This is a genomic window from Nostoc sp. 'Lobaria pulmonaria (5183) cyanobiont' (assembly GCF_002949795.1).
Taxonomy (GTDB): Bacteria; Cyanobacteriota; Cyanobacteriia; order Cyanobacteriales; family Nostocaceae; genus Nostoc.
This window is the reverse complement of sequence record NZ_CP026692.1, coordinates 5511871-5528189: the sequence shown is the minus strand read 5'-3', so window position 1 is coordinate 5528189 and position 16319 is coordinate 5511871. Positions and strand designations below refer to the sequence as shown.

General features: G+C 41.6%; 18 protein-coding genes and 3 pseudogenes. 12 read left to right on the top strand and 9 right to left on the bottom strand.

Annotated elements, in window-relative coordinates; all coding sequences use genetic code 11:
• Positions 1-96: 96 nt before the first annotated feature.
• A complete protein-coding gene (locus NLP_RS35660; protein WP_267894890.1) occupies positions 97-228 on the top strand; it encodes a hypothetical protein in 132 nt (43 codons plus the stop codon).
• 142 nt (positions 229-370) lie between these two features.
• Complete coding sequence (locus NLP_RS24615; protein ID WP_104908616.1) at positions 371-1018, top strand: class I SAM-dependent methyltransferase; 648 nt, start codon at positions 371-373, stop codon at positions 1016-1018.
• 195 nt (positions 1019-1213) lie between these two features.
• On the opposite strand, the pseudogene NLP_RS24610 reads toward NLP_RS24615, so the two are convergent.
• Positions 1214-2037 (bottom strand): annotated as a pseudogene (locus NLP_RS24610) (dienelactone hydrolase family protein).
• 340 nt (positions 2038-2377) lie between these two features.
• Between NLP_RS24610 and NLP_RS24605 the strand changes: the two are divergent.
• Together NLP_RS24605 and NLP_RS24600 are read left to right on the top strand one after the other, a co-directional pair.
• Positions 2378-2917 (top strand): DUF2267 domain-containing protein, encoded by a 540-nt coding sequence (locus NLP_RS24605; RefSeq protein ID WP_104908615.1) that lies wholly within the window; start codon positions 2378-2380, stop codon positions 2915-2917.
• A gap of 134 nt (positions 2918-3051) precedes the next feature.
• Entirely contained in the window at positions 3052-3654 is a 603-nt protein-coding gene (locus tag NLP_RS24600; protein ID WP_104908614.1) for a hypothetical protein, read from the top strand.
• A gap of 11 nt (positions 3655-3665) precedes the next feature.
• Here the strand turns inward: NLP_RS24600 and NLP_RS24595 are convergent, their stop codons facing one another.
• On the bottom strand, positions 3666-4004 hold the full coding sequence (locus NLP_RS24595) for a XisI protein (protein ID WP_104908613.1): 339 nt from the start codon (positions 4002-4004) through the stop codon (positions 3666-3668).
• Positions 3992-4408 (bottom strand): XisH family protein, encoded by a 417-nt coding sequence (locus NLP_RS24590; protein ID WP_104908612.1) that lies wholly within the window; start codon positions 4406-4408, stop codon positions 3992-3994. The genes NLP_RS24595 and NLP_RS24590 overlap by 13 nt, the downstream gene beginning before the upstream one ends.
• 226 nt (positions 4409-4634) lie before the next feature.
• Between NLP_RS24590 and NLP_RS24585 the strand changes: the two genes are divergently transcribed.
• Positions 4635-5204: a Uma2 family endonuclease gene (locus NLP_RS24585; RefSeq protein ID WP_104908611.1), complete on the top strand. Its 570-nt coding sequence runs from the start codon at positions 4635-4637 to the stop codon at positions 5202-5204.
• A 52-nt stretch (positions 5205-5256) separates the two neighbouring features.
• Here the strand turns inward: NLP_RS24585 and NLP_RS24580 are convergent, their stop codons facing one another.
• The 6 genes and pseudogenes from NLP_RS24580 to NLP_RS24555 all read right to left on the bottom strand — a co-directional run.
• Positions 5257-5673: a hypothetical protein gene (locus NLP_RS24580; RefSeq protein WP_104908610.1), complete on the bottom strand. Its 417-nt coding sequence runs from the start codon at positions 5671-5673 to the stop codon at positions 5257-5259.
• Between the two features lie 7 nt (positions 5674-5680).
• Positions 5681-5881: a hypothetical protein gene (locus NLP_RS24575; protein WP_104910022.1), complete on the bottom strand. Its 201-nt coding sequence runs from the start codon at positions 5879-5881 to the stop codon at positions 5681-5683.
• Positions 5882-6041: 160 nt separating this feature from the next.
• Positions 6042-6812 (bottom strand): hypothetical protein, encoded by a 771-nt coding sequence (locus NLP_RS24570; protein ID WP_104908609.1) that lies wholly within the window; start codon positions 6810-6812, stop codon positions 6042-6044.
• A complete protein-coding gene (locus NLP_RS24565) occupies positions 6805-7938 on the bottom strand; it encodes an AAA family ATPase (protein WP_104908608.1) in 1134 nt (377 codons plus the stop codon). Before NLP_RS24565 ends, NLP_RS24570 begins: the two co-directional genes overlap by 8 nt.
• Before the next feature lie 39 nt (positions 7939-7977).
• Complete coding sequence (locus tag NLP_RS24560; protein ID WP_267894947.1) at positions 7978-8199, bottom strand: UPF0175 family protein; 222 nt, start codon at positions 8197-8199, stop codon at positions 7978-7980.
• A gap of 246 nt (positions 8200-8445) precedes the next feature.
• Positions 8446-9789 (bottom strand): annotated as a pseudogene (locus NLP_RS24555) (site-specific integrase); the annotation flags it as partial.
• 183 nt (positions 9790-9972) lie between these two features.
• Here NLP_RS24555 and NLP_RS24550 point away from each other — a divergent pair.
• The 7 genes and pseudogenes from NLP_RS24550 to NLP_RS24520 all read left to right on the top strand — a co-directional run.
• Positions 9973-10176, top strand: a pseudogene (locus tag NLP_RS24550) (hypothetical protein); the annotation flags it as partial.
• A 230-nt stretch (positions 10177-10406) separates the two neighbouring features.
• The gene (nifK, locus tag NLP_RS24545; RefSeq protein WP_104908606.1) at positions 10407-11942 is read left to right on the top strand and encodes a nitrogenase molybdenum-iron protein subunit beta; all 1536 of its coding nucleotides are present in this window, start codon (positions 10407-10409) and stop codon (positions 11940-11942) included.
• Positions 11943-12114: 172 nt separating this feature from the next.
• Positions 12115-12462 carry a Mo-dependent nitrogenase C-terminal domain-containing protein gene (locus NLP_RS24540; RefSeq protein ID WP_104910021.1) on the top strand — a complete coding sequence of 116 codons (348 nt, stop codon included), beginning with the start codon at positions 12115-12117 and terminating at the stop codon, positions 12460-12462.
• A gap of 56 nt (positions 12463-12518) precedes the next feature.
• Entirely contained in the window at positions 12519-13898 is a 1380-nt protein-coding gene (gene nifE, locus NLP_RS24535; protein WP_104908605.1) for a nitrogenase iron-molybdenum cofactor biosynthesis protein NifE, read from the top strand.
• The gene (gene nifN, locus NLP_RS24530; protein WP_104908604.1) at positions 13898-15235 is read left to right on the top strand and encodes a nitrogenase iron-molybdenum cofactor biosynthesis protein NifN; all 1338 of its coding nucleotides are present in this window, start codon (positions 13898-13900) and stop codon (positions 15233-15235) included. Before nifE ends, nifN begins: the two co-directional genes overlap by 1 nt.
• 42 nt (positions 15236-15277) lie before the next feature.
• On the top strand, positions 15278-15691 hold the full coding sequence (nifX, locus tag NLP_RS24525; RefSeq protein ID WP_199784681.1) for a nitrogen fixation protein NifX: 414 nt from the start codon (positions 15278-15280) through the stop codon (positions 15689-15691).
• On the top strand, positions 15688-16164 hold the full coding sequence (locus NLP_RS24520) for a NifX-associated nitrogen fixation protein (protein ID WP_104908602.1): 477 nt from the start codon (positions 15688-15690) through the stop codon (positions 16162-16164). Before nifX ends, NLP_RS24520 begins: the two co-directional genes overlap by 4 nt.
• Positions 16165-16319 lie beyond the last annotated feature (155 nt).

Here is a 16319-nt window from a genome sequence, read left to right as displayed (position 1 = left end):
CAGGGAAATGTAGAGAATTTTGGATTACACAGCAGATTTCAAGTTGAGGAAGAGTGTACTTCATTGACTTGTAAAATGCTGTGAGTAACAATATCTTTGCTAATTTACAAAGCCGGAACAATGATTTGTTGTTTAGGGCGAATCGGACTGCACTATCCAACGCCTGCTATTGATGCGATCGCCATCTTTAATCATACATCAGCCGCTCTTGCCACTCCACTGCTATAGAATTGTTCAACCCAAGGGTATTGGAGAATTTGTCTATTGTAAAGTTATTTTGCTGGTAATATAATATGCGAATTTTGAGCGCTAACAGATTATACAGTTAAACAGATAGTTAAAATCAGTAGTCCTGTTTGTTAAAAAATCTATGCAGATACATCAGGTGATTGAAACTTACGATCGGGGATCGGTGGATTATGACGCAATTATGAAGCGTTACTGGCACATCGAACGCAAACCCCTAATTGCTTCTTTGCAGCTAAAGCCAGGACAAACTGTCCTGGATGCTGCGGTAGGAACTGGTCTTAATCTTCCAGCCTATCCTGAAGGTGTACGTGTCGTCGGTGTTGATCTTTCTCAGAAGATGATGGATGAAGCACGTAAAAAGCGCGTACCCGCAGACATCACCTTCAAGGTATCGGATCTCTGCAATCTTGATTTTCCTGATAATAGTTTTGATGCAGCAGCATCGGGATTTACCCTCTGTGTCGTTGAAGATCCAGTCCGCGCTCTTGCAGAGATCCTGCGAGTTACTAAGCCTGGTGCCTTGATTGCCATTCTCGATTACTGCAAATCACAAGATCCAGAGATTCAGAAATGGCAAGAATTAATATCTGATAGTACTTCACAGCTAGGTTTTCCGACTGGCAAGATCAAGTGGGATGCATTGATGGATTATGACAAATTGATTTACAATAGCAGGCTGACCATAGAAGTGCTTGCAGACGATCGCACAGAGAGTCAAAATCCGTTTTTATGTGGTTGTCGATTACTGCTGAAAAACTCAAAAAGTTAAAAGCAATAGGATCGATTGACCTCTTGCACAAATACAAAATTCGCCCTCATCCCCCAACCCCTTCTCCCAATTTTGGGAGAAGGGGAGCCAAATTCAAAGTCCCTCTCCCTAGCTAGGGAGAGGGATTTAGGGTGAAAGCTCATTGATTCATCCAAGAAGTCCAATGAGTGCGATCGCAGTATGTGCATTAGAGTTTTACAGGTAGTTTTGAAACAGTTCTAAAACATGTTGCCAAGCATCAGGAGCCGCTTCTGGATTATAACTTGGGTGCTGGGCTAAAAATGGGTATTGGTCTTTGAAAAATCCAGCGAAGAATCCGTGTCCGGCGTCGTATCGAAATACACGATGATTTATTTGATGTTTTTTGAGTTCTGCTTTACAGCTATTTTCAGGTAAATAGACCACGCGTTAGGGGCGCAAGGCCTTGCACCCCTACAACAGATGTGGTTCAAATACTTGAATTCTGCTGTAATTTGCTCGTTTTCTTCCTGGGAAACTAATGCATCTCTTGTACCAAAAAATGCATAAATAGTACCTTTAATTTCTGAGGTGCGATTAATGGTTGGAGTGTCTTCACCATAACTAGCAGTGGTAATCCCACCACCGTAAAACGAAGCTGTTGCTTTGATATCGGGTAAAGTTGCAGCCATATAAGCAACATGACCGCCAAAACAGAAACCAATGACACCAATCGCATCATCTTTGACATTGGGTAAAGTTTTGAGGTAAGCGATCGCAGCTTGAATATCACTTAAGATATCTTGATACTTTACTTGTTGATAGTATTGCAAGCCCAGCCGATAACTTTCTGGGCTATAGCCAACATCTTCTTGGCTATAGTCAGCCTCAAAACCGGGAGCAATACGTTGATACATCGCCGGAGCAATTGCTACATAACCTTGTTTAGCGATTAGCTCGGTGATATCTCTAATATTACTGTTGATTCCAAAAATTTCTGGAAAAACTATAACCGCGCCAAAGGTTCCCTTTTGTGCTGGTTGAGCTAAGTAAGCATCGATTTATAAGTCATTGTTAGGTACTTTGACATAGCAAGTGTTGATTCCGATGTTTGTTGTTTCTAGCATCTTTGTTTCTACATAATTTATACCAATTCATCTATTCTGACTATTTTTTAACACCAATGGGCGATGACTACTACGGGCAGAAACACCAGCGATCGTAATCGCTACACAACTAACTTGCGCGTGTTAATGCCAAATATCTCAGTTGATCAGCTAAATTTCTAACTTTTGAATAGGTGGTATTTCAAACTTCTGGATGATGCTAAGGGTTTTTAATTTGTGCGACCTTAATCAAGTAAGCATAAAGACTCAATATTAAAAAGCACAAGAAAAAACAATGCCTGATGAATCATTTAGAACAAACGTTCCAGAAGTTGACCCAACGGAAATTGAAGATTCTCGAACTGCGATCGCAGACGAACATCATTCGTTCCTGGAAAAGGTCATGGTTCAAAGCGGATTTGCGGATTTGTATGACGCAAGAGACTTTTCCGAAGTTGTGTTTCGTGTTATGCGCGACTTAATGACCACGGACACAATTGATCGCGTCGAGGCAGAACTACATACAGAAGCTATACCTACGGATGAAAAAGCACTCCAGTTTGAAGTAGCCGACCTCTGGAAAGACACCAATCCCATTGTGAAATTTTTAAGTCGAATCCGTCAACCTTTGACAGGCCCGGCTCCCCTTGGAATTGATTCCGATTTATTTCTCAGGCGGGTTGCTAATGAAGGAGGACTCCCAGGAACAGTCGAGGTAGAGCAAGCAGTTAAAGCGGTGTTTTCTGCCACCAAAGACCAACTTTCCCAAGAGCGGATTCAGGAAATTGCTGGCTTGCTCCCTGACCGTATCCGTGAGCTTTGGGAGCAACCTTAATTAGAAGTTTAGAAAAACTCAAGTCTGTTTGCGAGTAATCATCACAAACAGGCTTTTTAATATAATATATTTATTAATTCACAACCATTAATGTAGAAGAAGCAATCAGCTACAATCTATGATTTCTAACAATTATGCCTTATAGTCAGTTTACAACTATTAGTAAAGTTAAAGAAGCTTTCGGGTTAAAAACACAGGAGGGTGGGCGATTTATTCCTGCCACTGAACCAATTGAAGCATCTGTAACACTGACGGCATATCTTGAAGAAAGTCTGCCACTTGCTTCTTCATCAAGTAAAAAAGCGCGTTCCGAAGGAATTATTTACCCAGTATTATTAGAAGTTAGACGCATATTAAATCGCCAAATTAGCTTATTTTCTGGAGAAGATTTTACAGTTGATGAGGCAGTTGGACTGAATGGAATGTGTGATTTCCTTTTGAGTCGTTCGCCGGAAGTACTAGAAATTGAAGCGCCTGCAATTGTCATTGTGGAAGCAAAAAAAGCAGATTTAAGAACTGGGTTTGGAGAATGTATTGCAGAAATGGTTGCAGCACAAAAATTTAACGCCGCCAAAAATCGTCCAGTTGCCGTAATCTATGGTTCTATTAGCAGTGGTACGCAATGGCGATTCCTGAAGCTGGAGGATAATCTTGTCACTATCGACTTGATCGATTATCCTCTCCCACCAGTAAAACAAATTCTCGGATTTTTAGTTTGGATGGTTCAAAATAATTGATCGCTTCAAAGTTACCCTACAGAAAACTCTGTATACTGGCGTACATGAGGTGCATGATATGCTATCACAATATCTTGCTTAGGCACTCCCTCACTCACAAGTTGATCTGCGATCGCATCCTCCGTTCCGTCATGCTGCACCCAAATTTTCTCATCCTTGATATCTATATGCAGCACACAGCCGTAAATCCGGGTACTGCTATCCTTCCATCCCACATGCACAAGCTGATAGTGGTCTTTTGTAGTATCAAAAATGGTTTGACTTTCTATTGGATCACTCCCAGAACGCAACTTTGCGCGCGCCGTCAATAATCTCTGAATTAATTCACGATACAAAATTAGCTTATCCATTCTGCAATCTCCTGTTTTTCTGTGTCGTACACCAAAAGGGGAATTTGATTACGGACAATGACCGTTTGAATAAATGGATATCTGAAAAATCGCTTATAAACGTCGAGCGGAACTGCTAAATACAACCGCCGTTTTGGATCATCATCTTCCAACGCAATGCGATAGTTAATAAATTGTCCAATCGCAGTATGGAACTCAGAAATCGTTGAGGGTGCCAAAAACGTTTTGATTTCAACTGCAATCTTTTCCTCATCCTTTGTCGCTGCTAGCAACAGTTCTGCACCTAAGTCGATATAAAAATCAACAAACCCTAAATCAATATGGTATGGATCGTGAGTAATTACCCACTCTGCTTTTTCAAGGGCAATCCTGACCAATTGATGAAACCTATCTCTTGCAGACATCGTAGACAGCTAACCAGAAAGATAAAGTCTTTGCCTAAATTCTATCGTGTATCCCACTCAAGCAGCACTAGGCTTAGACATATTCTGCTTTGCAGAACCTGAAGGCGATCGCGCAGTCTCTCGTACAAAAGAGAATATATTGCATCGCAGTATGACATTACCTCACAACCAAATCTGTGACAAAATAATATTGTTGTCTTATAGCTAATGCGATCGCCTAAGACCTATGATTTCTACCATCTCGCGCCGCTACAGCTTGGATGAATATCGTGCGATCGAAGAAAAAGCCGAAGGACGCAGCGAATATCGAGATGGAGAAATTGTACCCATGGCCGGAGGAACGCTTAAACACAGCCGCATCGGTGGAAACATTTTTGCCTTTTTCAAATTTCTGCTGCGTGATACTCAATTTGAGCCAATTAACAGCGATTTACGGCTGTGGATTCCCGAACATCGACGCGGAGTATATCCAGATGTAATGATTTTTGACGGCGAACCGCAACTAAATGGCGATCGCTTAGATGAAGTTTTGAATCCCATTTTGATTGTTGAAGTGCTATCTCCTTCCACCGCAGATTACGATCGACTTAGTAAATTTCGGATATATCGATCAATTGAGAGTTTTAGCGAATATTTATTAGTCGAGCAGGATGAACCTTTTGTGGAACGCTACAGTAAACAAGCTGAAGGTTGGTTGCTCAGTGATTTTAGCGGCTTAGAGCTATCTATTTCTTTGGATTCAGTTAGTATTGAATTGCCGATGACGGAAATTTATCGCGGCGTTGTTTTTGAGTAAAGTAGCTCTGGCTTTTTGCGACAACGCACCCTACGGGAGGGATGCGAGCGCATTACGACTGTGGACACACATCAAATACCAGTTGTGAACGATAGAAACACACATCAAATTCCAAAAAGAAGTTCATACGTCCTAGCAACAAAGGTACATCATTAGACAAACTCCACGCAAAAACTAAGCGAACAGGCTCAAATGATCCAATCTGAGCAGATACAAGCAAACCTTTTGCTTCAACAGGAACCAAATTACCAGCCAACATTACAGAAATCGTCTGTTCTTCCCAAATTGCGCTTAGTTGGACACCAATACTGTATGGCAGAACGCTGACGCTTGCTCCAGTATCTAACAAGCCTGAAACGTCTACTGATGAGTTACGATAGGTTAATACTAATGGTAGCTTTGGCAGCGCATCAGGAACACCAAATGTATCGTATCCCTCTGTAAAGGAAAATCTTTGAGGATTAACCATTGTGCATTTACTCGTCCGACTCTAGCAGTTGAGCAAGTTGATGTGCAGCTGTGTGGGAATTAAGTGGCGACCAAATAGGGTAAGTTGCTCCTTGCTCTAATGATGGTTCCTCATCCCTAGATAACTCTGAAACTAGAAACTGCATCACTTTCAGTTTGTCTGCACGAGTTAAATTTCGCAAGGTAGAAAATAGCTCTACGGTGTTCATAATTGTCATGCTGGAGATGAATCGACATTTCTATCTTTCCACAAATTTTTTCAGGCTGCGGTATCAGCTTTGTAAATTTGAGTTGATGCTGTATTGCGCTTTGCGACAACGCACCTTATGGGAGGGATGCGATCGTACTCCTAATTATCTGAATTTTTTACTAAGACAAGATAATTTGAATCAAGTGTTGCTCAATTTCTTGGATGTAGGCTGTTAAGCCTGTATAAACACCTCTTTCACGTAGAATTTTCAAACTCGTATCTTCCCAACACTGCTGTTCGCGTTTCATATCTTTGCCTGTTAGCTGCTCAACAATTACTTTTGGATTTCTAATTCGATCAGGTTCTTTCTGTGAGGTAGAGCGTAGTCTGTGTGAGTCTATGCAAGGGTCGAAATTCAATCGAGTCTTGATTTCTTCTAAAATTTGTTCTTCTTGATTAGACGGAAGAAACCCATTGAGAACCCATGCTTCACGTTTTGGATTAGCTGTACCAATAACAATTTTTAGTTGAGGCTGTCGATTGATATGTTCTGAGCGTGCTTGCTCAAGCCCTTCTCTACGCTCTGGTTGATTGTCTAAATCACGGATAAAGAGAATGGCTTTAATCTGTCGTGTTTTTTGAAGAAAATCTACCAACTTAAGAACCTTAATAGATATTGCTCCATCAGCTTTAAACGGTACACCTTTATTATGATGACCCAGAAATCTTGGAGATTTATATCTTATTTTTTCTTTTGCATCATCAATGATTTTATCAACGTCGCTCCAGCAGGAATATTCTGTTCCTTCCTCTAAGCCTCTCCAGTGGAATATATGTTTTATTAGATCAGGCTCTAACCAATCGATTTGCTCCTTCAAAACGCGCTCGGCTAATTTAGTAGCTGTTCGTGAATCTGCACCACTTTCCACTATTACAATGAACTCAAACACTGACTTCTCCTGCAAAAACCCAATCTTCACCCTCCGCATCCCAAAACTCACCAGTTGTCAAAGTTTGTTTTGCCCATTCCACATCAGGATGTTCATCTAGACGCTTAGAGATTGTGAAGCCTGAATTACTATTATTTAATATATGTACTTGAGAAGGAACAAGTTCATCAATAATATAAGGAGAGTGAGTAGAAAAAATAATTTGCAGATTCGTCTTATCTTGAATGATTTCCTTAAAGACAGTCATCATCTCACGTTGTGCTTTTGGATGAAGTCCTTGTTCCACATCATCGAGAAAAACTAAATTAGGTTGAATAGGGTTCATCAACACAGTTAGTAAACCTAAAGTTAGTATTGTTCCTTCGCTAATTGCATGGGCTGGAATACGCTCACCTGTATTCATGTCTAATATCACTTCTTGTCCTATCATTTCCTGACTTTCTTCATAGGAAATGGACTTCCCATCAACTTCGATTAAACGTTTGCGAATAACTGGAACTTTTGATCGCTTTATGCCAATTTTGCGTACATTTGGTACAATGCGGCTTAACATTTCCTCTATTAATCGAAATTTATCTGGAGCCTCGTTACGCAAAAAATCTAAAGTGGGTGCTAATCCTGAACCGTCGAACTCAACCCTCGGTGTAATTTCTTCACTGTAAGCTGCTTTAGCAAGATTACTTGCAACTAACTTCAGGTAAACAGCATATTTCAGAGATTGAGGAATTGGAGATGGAGATTCACTTAAAGAACTTGACCATCCTACCAATTTTCCAGGTTTTCCATCTATGTTCCATGATGCTGTCGGATACCAAGAATCATTGTTTTCGTGCTTCCAACTATAGGAAGCTTGCCAATACTGGCGATTGGTATATCCCCAAAAACCACTTGCAGTAACAGAAATATCTTTTTCCCCAATTGTTGTAATGAATTGAGGTGATCTTTCATATTGAAATATCTTTGCAAATGATGAATCAGCCAGCCTACTTAGATTATGTAATGCTTGTAAAACGGTTGTTTTGCCAGCACTATTTTTTCCTACTAGTCCATGTAATCGGGAACTATCAAAACTAAGTTCCGTATGTTTATGGCTTTTGAAATTATGAAGTATTACCTTTTCTAGCATTTGATTGTTAACATCCTTTCATAAATAGTCGAATTGGACTCATATTGCTTGCTCCATTTCTGTAGCTAATAAATTACGAATTGCTTGAACATCTTGTTCTAAGTTTTCTTCAGTGTAGGGTAAATAAGCTTGTTTACGTTTGAGGAATTCATAGGTTTCCCAGCGAGAAGATAAATTCAGCATTCGGTGAACTTCAGCGGCTTCAATGCGACCTTGGCGATAATTATCAGCTGCGATAAGTTCCAAAACTCTGCGAGAAATGTTCGTGGGTTACACTTTTAATTGGTTGGCTATATCATCGGGGAGTTCAATGATAATTTGCATAAGTTATACTCCTTGGTTAATTTTAACTCTTGCAGGAATCCTGCGATGAAATTATAATCCATGCATGACTTCGTTTTTTTGTATGTTGATGCTGTGTGACTGGCAAAATTCGCCAACCATAGTTTTTCATCTATAAATCATAGTAAATTATATCAAACTAGGATGATTGATTTATCAGGAAATTTAACTTTGTTTATAAACCATTTCCATTTTCAACTTCTCAATATCCAATCTCAACTTCTCATTATCCATTCTCAACTTAGCATTCTCCTCTTTAATCAACTCAACTTCATTTCTCTTACTCAAAGCCTGATTAATCGCCAACTTCCGCATATCTAACGAAAACCAACGCTGATAAGTTTGGGTGTGAACTTGCACGCTATGCCCCAAATTATCTGCCGCCGCTTTAATTGGTATCCCTAAAATATGCGCCCGAATTGCCCAGGCGTGGCGTAAATCATAAGGTTTAAAATCCAATCCTATCTTGCGAAACCACCAACTAACTCGCTGTGTTAACGCTGTTATCTCCGCATGATTAGTGTTATCTTTTTTAGCGATCGCACTTCTCAACATCTCTAAATATTTAGGATTTCTCAAATCAAAGTCCTCAATCCATTGCCTATATAATGGTAATGCTTGTCTTTCTCCAGTCTTAGAATCCTTATGGACTTTCCATGTTAAATCTGCATTTTCTTGACTCAACCACCAATCTATATCAGGATTAATAAAAAGTTCTCGTGGACGTAAACCAAAAACTGCTAACATTCCATACGTCCAGCGCCAAAGTTGCCAGCTATCTTGAACATTTTGATTAACTTGATTACCTCTGCCATTAAGGTAATCTTCAAACTTTATAATTCCCTCAGCTATTTCTGCATCACTCGGTATATTTCGATAATTACTCTCAGGCATTTTGGAATATTTAGATAAATCAATTTCGATTTTGAATGTTATGCAAAATGCAGATATAGCTCTGGCTGCATTATATTTAGCCCATTCCTTATCGATTTGTTCAATTGAACTTATCAGATTTTCAGCAGTTGCGAAATCTTTAGAATTCGTAAATCTCTTTGTTCGGGAAAAGTAATAAAAAAAAGTATGTTCGCTTTTGGTTGTGCGTTTGTGAGTTTTAAAATACTCATTTTCAAATTCTTCGACTAATTCTCCTATTGTTTGAAAATCTTTTCTAATTGCTTCATTACCTAAATATTTATCATTCCATTCAAAGGTTTTGCGAGCGATTAACTTCCCTAATTCATAAGCTTCTTCCTCAGCCGTCTTGAGTCCATCCAAATTAGCAGGAATATTCAAACTGAGATTGTATTGCTTTCTCCCAGTACCGTTGCTGTCCTTGTCCCCCGGTTTAATTGGTAACGTCGCCCGTAATTGCAGACTTCCATTCGATTCCCTAATTGTCACTTTTGCCTTTGCAGACTTCAAACGCAGATTAACTTTCTCTAATTCCAGTAGTACTTTAGTTCTCATGTGTTCTTTTTGCTGCTGTGCTTGCAGAGATGAGCAAAAAAACGGGCGATTTTTTAATCGCCTTGGCTCAGGACAACATTTAGATGATGCGTGAGTCCTGAACCTGATTATGCATCGCTGTATTTTTAGCCTATATTTAGCCTAAAAATAAATGTGTTATCGGCGAACAATGTTTATCGCTGACACTGTTTACTGCAAACATTAGGCTGTTGAAAAGAATTAAACCATAAAAAGGATTACTCCGGCCCTTATCACGGTTACGATGGCTTCGCCATCTTCGCACGCGACATGGACTTGGCACTCAACAGCCCAACCTGGGGATTAATTGGCGCTCCTTGGAATGAAAAAGCTAACGCTAAGAAGGCTGTAGCTAAAGCTGAAGCTGTAGCTAAAGCTGAAGCTAAAGTTAAAGCTAAAGCTGCCGTCTAGGGAAATGGGAGAGAGCGATAAGTAAGGATAACCTGGGGTTTTAGCCCCAGGGGGGAGTTGGGAATCCAAAATTCAAAACTGAAAAATTAAAATTTCTTTTGATTTTTGCATTTTGAATTTTGAATCATATTCCCATCTCCCTTGTACAGACGCGATTAATCGCGTCTCTACCGCCTCAAATCCTTATTTCTCAATCAGTAAAAGAATTCAGTAAGCTTGGAGATCCAGAAATGCCTCAGAATCCAGAAAAAATTCAAGACCACGTAGAGTTATTCCACCAACCAGAGTACAAACAGCTATTTAAAAACAAAAAGCAGTTTGAAAACGGTCACGAAGCCGAAGAAGTAGAACGGGTTTCAGAGTGGACAAAGGGTTGGGATTATCGTGAAAAGAACTTCGCTCGTGAAGCTTTAACCGTTAACCCTGCTAAAGGTTGTCAACCACTAGGAGCAATCTTTGCTGCTGTTGGTTTTGAAGGTACTCTACCTTTTGTTCAAGGTTCTCAAGGTTGCGTTGCTTACTTCCGCAGCCACTTAACCCGTCACTACAAAGAACCATTCTCTGGTGTATCTTCTTCAATGACTGAAGATGCAGCCGTATTTGGTGGTCTGCAAAACATGATTGACGGCTTGGCGAACTCTTACCAACTCTACAAGCCCAAGATGATCGCTGTCTGCACCACCTGTATGGCAGAAGTAATTGGTGATGACTTACAGTCTTTCATCAACAACGCCAAGGAAGCTGGTTCAGTTCCTCAAGATTTCCCAGTACCCTACGCTCACACCCCTAGTTTTGTTGGCTCCCACATCACTGGTTACGACAACATGATGAAGGGAATTCTTTCTAACCTGACAGCAGGTCATAAGAAAGAAACCAGCAATGGTAAAATCAACTTCATCCCAGGTTTTGACACCTATGTAGGCAACAACCGCGAAATCAAGCGGATTGCTTCGCTGTTCGGCTTAGACTACACCATTCTAGCCGACAACAGCGACTACCTAGATTCACCCAACACAGGTGAGTTCAATATGTACCCAGGTGGTACAAAGATTGAAGATGCAGAAGATTCAATTAATGCTAAAGCGACAATTGCTCTGCAATCACACTCCACCCTCAAGACTCGTGAGTACATCGAAAAAGAGTGGAAGCAACCAACCGCAGTTTGCCGTCCTTGGGGTATTAAGGGTACTGATGAGTTGTTGATGAAAATCAGCGAACTTAGTGGTTTACCCATTCCCGAACAATTGGAAATTGAACGCGGTCAGGCTGTTGATGCCATGACTGACTCCCACTCATGGATTCACGGCAAGCGCTTCGCTATCTACGGCGAACCAGATTTAGTATACAGCGTAGTTGGCTTTATGCTGGAAATGGGTGCTGAACCTGTGCATATCTTGGTTCACAACAGCAACGACGTATTTGAAGCAGAAATGAAAGAACTGCTTGCTTCTAGCCCCTTCGGTAGGAATGCAACTCTTTGGCCTGGTAAAGACTTGTGGCACATGCGTTCTCTAATGTTCACCGAACCAGTAGACTTCCTGGTTGGTAACACCTACGGTAAGTACCTGTGGCGCGATACCAAGACTCCCCTCGTGAGAATCGGCTACCCCATCATGGATCGCCACCACCTACACCGCTACGCCACCATTGGTTATCAAGGTATAATCAACCTCCTCAACTGGACTGTAAATACCCTGTTTGAAGAAATTGATCGCAACACCAACACTCCTTCTAAGACAGATATTTCCTACGACTTGATTCGTTAGAAATTGCGTAGAAACACAACGTGTTAATTAAGGGTAAAGAAGGGGAATAGGGAATGGGGAATGGGGAATGGGGAATGGGGAAATATCTAAACCCAATGCCATTCGCTCAATCCCCAATACCCAATCCCCAACTTCCCTTTTTCTTGATAGCATTTACCCAAGGGATTTATCAATGGAAACCATCAATCACACTCACGAACATACTCACACTCATCCTCATCCTAATTACCATCCACCTAACTATAAAAAACCAGGGAAGTTCAACAATCTTCTCAATCCGTTGCGCCGTGTAGTGGATGAAATTCAGGTTAAAAATAATCGCATCGCTCATCTAATTTGCCAAACAATTCCTTGTTGTTGTCCCTTTGAGCGACAAATTAAATTATTTGGGAAGTCTATTGATATCCCACCACTATGTAAACTCAATCCTTTATATGACGAATTTGTAGGATTGCGTTTCCGTGCTCTATCTTACCTCGCCGATGTATGTGGAGAGGATGTCACAAAATACATTTGTTAGTCATTAGTCATTGGTAACTGACGAATGACAAAGAACAATTCAGCACAAGAAGAGAGATGAAAACCACCCAAGGCAAAATCAACGAACTGCTCACTGAGACAGGATGCGAGCATAATCAGCACAAACAAACGGAAAAGAAAAACAAGTCTTGCGCCCAACAGGCACAACCTGGCGCGGCTCAAGGGGGCTGCGCCTTTGATGGTGCAATGATTTCCCTAGTGCCGATCGCAGATGCTGCTCATTTAGTCCACGGGCCGATCGCCTGTGCTGGTAATTCCTGGGGCAGTCGTGGTAGTCTTTCCTCTGGCCCTCAACTCTACAAAATGGGCTTTACCACTGACTTGGGTGAAAATGATGTCATCTTCGGTGGCGAAAAGAAGCTTTACAAAGCGATTCTGGAACTTAAAGAGCGCTACCAACCCTCAGCAGTATTCGTCTACGCCACTTGCGTTACAGCCTTAATTGGTGATGATCTTGATGCTGTTTGCAAAGCTGCGGCTGAGAAAATTGGTACTCCTGTTATTCCCGTTATTGCCCCAGGATTCATTGGCAGTAAAAATCTGGGCAACCGTTTTGGCGGTGAAGCTTTGTTGGATTATGTTGTCGGCACAGCAGAACCGGAACATACAACGCCCTATGATATTAACTTAATCGGTGAATACAACATCGCCGGTGAAATGTGGGGAGTAACACCACTGTTAGAAAAGTTAGGCATCCGTATTTTGTCTAAAATTACGGGCGATGCTCGCTACAATGAAATTCGCTACGCCCACCGCGCCAAGCTCAACGTCATGATCTGCTCACGAGCGCTGGTAAATATGGCGAGAAAGATGGAGGAGCGTTACAACATCCCTTACATTGAAGAGTCTTTCTACGGCATCGATGATATGAATCGCTGTCTGCGAAACATCGCTGCGAAATTAGGCGATCCTGATTTACAGGAGCGGACAGAAAAGCTGATTGCAGAAGAAACGGCTGCTTTAGATTTGGCACTGGCTCCCTATCGCGCTCGACTCAAAGGTAAGCGAGTTGTTTTGTATACTGGTGGTGTCAAGAGTTGGTCGATTATCTCAGCAGCTAGGGACTTGGGCATTGAAGTTGTTGCTACCAGTACTCGAAAAAGTACTGAGGAAGATAAAGCCAAAATCCAGAAGTTGCTTGGCAACGATGGCATCATGTTGGAGAAGGGCAACGCTAAAGAATTGCTACAAGTGGTTAAAGACACCAAAGCAGATATGCTGATTGCTGGTGGACGTAACCAATACACTGCCTTGAAAGCTCGAATTCCTTTCCTTGATATCAACCAAGAACGCCACCATCCTTATGCAGGTTATGTGGGAATGATCGAGATGGCGCGGGAATTGTACGAAGCTCTGTATAGCCCCATTTGGGAACAAATACGTAAACCTGCTCCTTGGGACGAAGAGGTAGTTTAATGGCGATCGTTAGCATTTCTAACAAAGCACTGACAGTTAATCCCCTCAAGCAAAGTCAAGCTTTGGGTGCAACCTTAGCCTTTTTGGGATTGAAAGGGACGATGCCCTTATTCCACGGTTCTCAAGGTTGTACTGCTTTCGCCAAAGTTGTCCTGGTGCGGCATTTCCGGGAAGCGATTCCCCTCGCTACGACAGCGATGACGGAAGTCACTACTATCTTGGGTGGTGAAGAGAATGTGGAGCAAGCAATTCTGACTCTGGTGGAAAAGGCTAACCCAGAAATTATTGGTTTATGTAGTACTGGGTTAACGGAAACTAGAGGCGATGACATTGAGGGTTTTCTTAAAGCAATCCGCGATCGCCATCCAGAATTGAATGATTTAGCGATCGTTTTTGCACCTACCCCAGATTTTAAAGGGGCGTTGCAAGATGGCTTTGCTGTTGCTGTGGAAAGCATAGTTAAAGAAATTCCTCGACCAGGTGAACTCAGAACTGAACAAGTGACAATTTTGGCGGGTTCTGCCTTCACACCTGGGGATCTACAGGAAATCAAAGAGATAGTCACGTCCTTTGGACTAGTGCCGATCTTTGTACCTGACCTTGGGGCTTCCCTAGATGGACACTTAGAGGATGATTATAGTGCGGTTACAGTCAGTGGAACTACCTTAAAACAGCTACGAGAAGTAGGTAGTTCTGCTTTCACTCTGGCATTGGGTGAAAGTATGCGAGATGCAGCAAAGATTCTCGAAGAACGGTTTGACACACCTTATGAGGTGTTTGGCGATCTGACTGGATTAGAACCAGTAGATGAATTTATCCAAGCATTGGCGTTTCTGAGTGGTAACAGCGTACCCGAAAAATACCGCCGCCAACGCCGTCAGTTGCAAGATGCAATGTTGGACACGCACTTTTACTTCGGTGCCAAACGAGTTTCTCTAGCACTGGAACCAGATTTGTTGTGGTCAACAGTGCATTTCCTGCAATCGATGGGAGCGCAGATTCATGCGGCGGTGACAACCACGCGATCGCACCTCTTGGAGAAACTCCCGGTTAAAAGCGTCACCATCGGTGATTTGGAAGACTTTGAGAGTTTAGTAGACGGTTCTGATTTGCTGATTGGGAACTCGAATGTCAGTGCGATCGCTAAACGGCTCTCGATTCCTCTTTATCGTCTAGGATTGCCCATTTATGACCGCTTAGGTAATGGTCAATTTACCAAAGTTGGCTATCGAGGCACGATGGAAATTGTGTATGGCATCGGCAACCTGTTTTTAGAGGCAGAAGAAGCGAGAGTTAAGCAGTTTCAAGAGTTGGGTACTGTGAGCGCAGAGTTTTGAATTAACACTTCAAAATTCAAAACTTTAGAGAGGAGAATTACGATGAAAATTGCCTTCACGACGAGTGACCGAGTTCATATTAATGCTCACTTCGGCTCGGCAAAAATGATTGATGTTTACGAAATTTCTGATGAGGGATATCACTTCGTAGAAACCCTCAATTTTGAAGGCGAACTCAAAGAAGATGGGAATGAAGATAAAATTACCCCCAAACTTGAGTCAATAGGCGACTGTACGATTGTTTACGTAACAGCAATTGGTGGTAGCGCCGCTGCTCGCTTAATCAAGAAAGGTGTCACCCCAGTGAAGGCGCGATCGGAAGAAGAAGAAATTAGTGAAGTGCTAAATAAGCTACTGAAAACTCTCAAAGGTAATCCCCCACCTTGGTTGCGTAAAGCTTTACAGCCAAAATCCAAAAGTTTTGCAGATGAAGTTGAAGATGAAGCAACAGTATGACTACAAATAATAGCGTTAACGGAACTGCTACAACTGAAGTCTTGAACTCGCCTTTCCTCAAGGTATTAATTAAACAAATCCGTGGTCAAGACAGTTATGGAGTTTATCGTAGTTGGTCGGATGAATTGATTCTCAAACCCTTTATTGTCACCAAACAAAAGAAACGGGAAATCTCCATTGAGGGCGAAGTTGATCCGATCACTCAAGCTCGGATTATGGCATTTTTTCGAGCTGTCGCTGCTGGGATTGAACAGGAAACAGGTTTGATATCTCAGGTTGTAGTTGATTTGAGCCATGAAGGATTTGGCTGGGCGCTAGTTTTTTCTGGTCGTCTTTTGCTAACTGTAAAAACCTTGCGAGATGCTCAACGCTTTGGCTTTGACTCGCTGGATAAATTAGCAGAAGAGGGAGAAAACTACGTCAAAAAAGGTATTGATTTGGCGAAGCGCTTTCCGGAAGTTGGCAACCTGTAACAATTTTAGATTTTGGATTTTGGATTTTGGATTCAAGTTTTAATAACTAGTATACTGTGATGGAAGTTTGCCTACCTTTAACAAACAAAGGGCTTAATCCCCTTGTCGGGTTAATTGAGATGGTAGCTAGATTTCTGCCGTGCTGTACTAATCTC

Excerpts from the sequence above, each read along its gene's own strand:
- NLP_RS24590 (WP_104908612.1), bottom strand. The coding sequence starts at position 4,408 with ATGTCTGCAAGAGATAGGTTTCATCAATTGGTCAGGATTGCCCTTGAA.
- nifN (WP_104908604.1), top strand. The coding sequence starts at position 13,898 with ATGGCGATCGTTAGCATTTCTAACAAAGCACTGACAGTTAATCCCCTC.
- NLP_RS24605 (WP_104908615.1), top strand. The coding sequence starts at position 2,378 with ATGCCTGATGAATCATTTAGAACAAACGTTCCAGAAGTTGACCCAACG.
- nifX (WP_199784681.1), top strand. The coding sequence starts at position 15,278 with ATGAAAATTGCCTTCACGACGAGTGACCGAGTTCATATTAATGCTCAC.
- nifK (WP_104908606.1), top strand. The coding sequence starts at position 10,407 with ATGCCTCAGAATCCAGAAAAAATTCAAGACCACGTAGAGTTATTCCAC.
- NLP_RS24595 (WP_104908613.1), bottom strand. The coding sequence starts at position 4,004 with ATGGATAAGCTAATTTTGTATCGTGAATTAATTCAGAGATTATTGACG.
- NLP_RS24565 (WP_104908608.1), bottom strand. The coding sequence starts at position 7,938 with ATGCTAGAAAAGGTAATACTTCATAATTTCAAAAGCCATAAACATACG.
- NLP_RS24585 (WP_104908611.1), top strand. The coding sequence starts at position 4,635 with ATGATTTCTACCATCTCGCGCCGCTACAGCTTGGATGAATATCGTGCG.
- NLP_RS24600 (WP_104908614.1), top strand. The coding sequence starts at position 3,052 with ATGCCTTATAGTCAGTTTACAACTATTAGTAAAGTTAAAGAAGCTTTC.
- NLP_RS24615 (WP_104908616.1), top strand. The coding sequence starts at position 371 with ATGCAGATACATCAGGTGATTGAAACTTACGATCGGGGATCGGTGGAT.
- NLP_RS24575 (WP_104910022.1), bottom strand. The coding sequence starts at position 5,881 with ATGAACACCGTAGAGCTATTTTCTACCTTGCGAAATTTAACTCGTGCA.
- NLP_RS24580 (WP_104908610.1), bottom strand. The coding sequence starts at position 5,673 with ATGGTTAATCCTCAAAGATTTTCCTTTACAGAGGGATACGATACATTT.
- NLP_RS24520 (WP_104908602.1), top strand. The coding sequence starts at position 15,688 with ATGACTACAAATAATAGCGTTAACGGAACTGCTACAACTGAAGTCTTG.
- NLP_RS24540 (WP_104910021.1), top strand. The coding sequence starts at position 12,115 with ATGGAAACCATCAATCACACTCACGAACATACTCACACTCATCCTCAT.
- nifE (WP_104908605.1), top strand. The coding sequence starts at position 12,519 with ATGAAAACCACCCAAGGCAAAATCAACGAACTGCTCACTGAGACAGGA.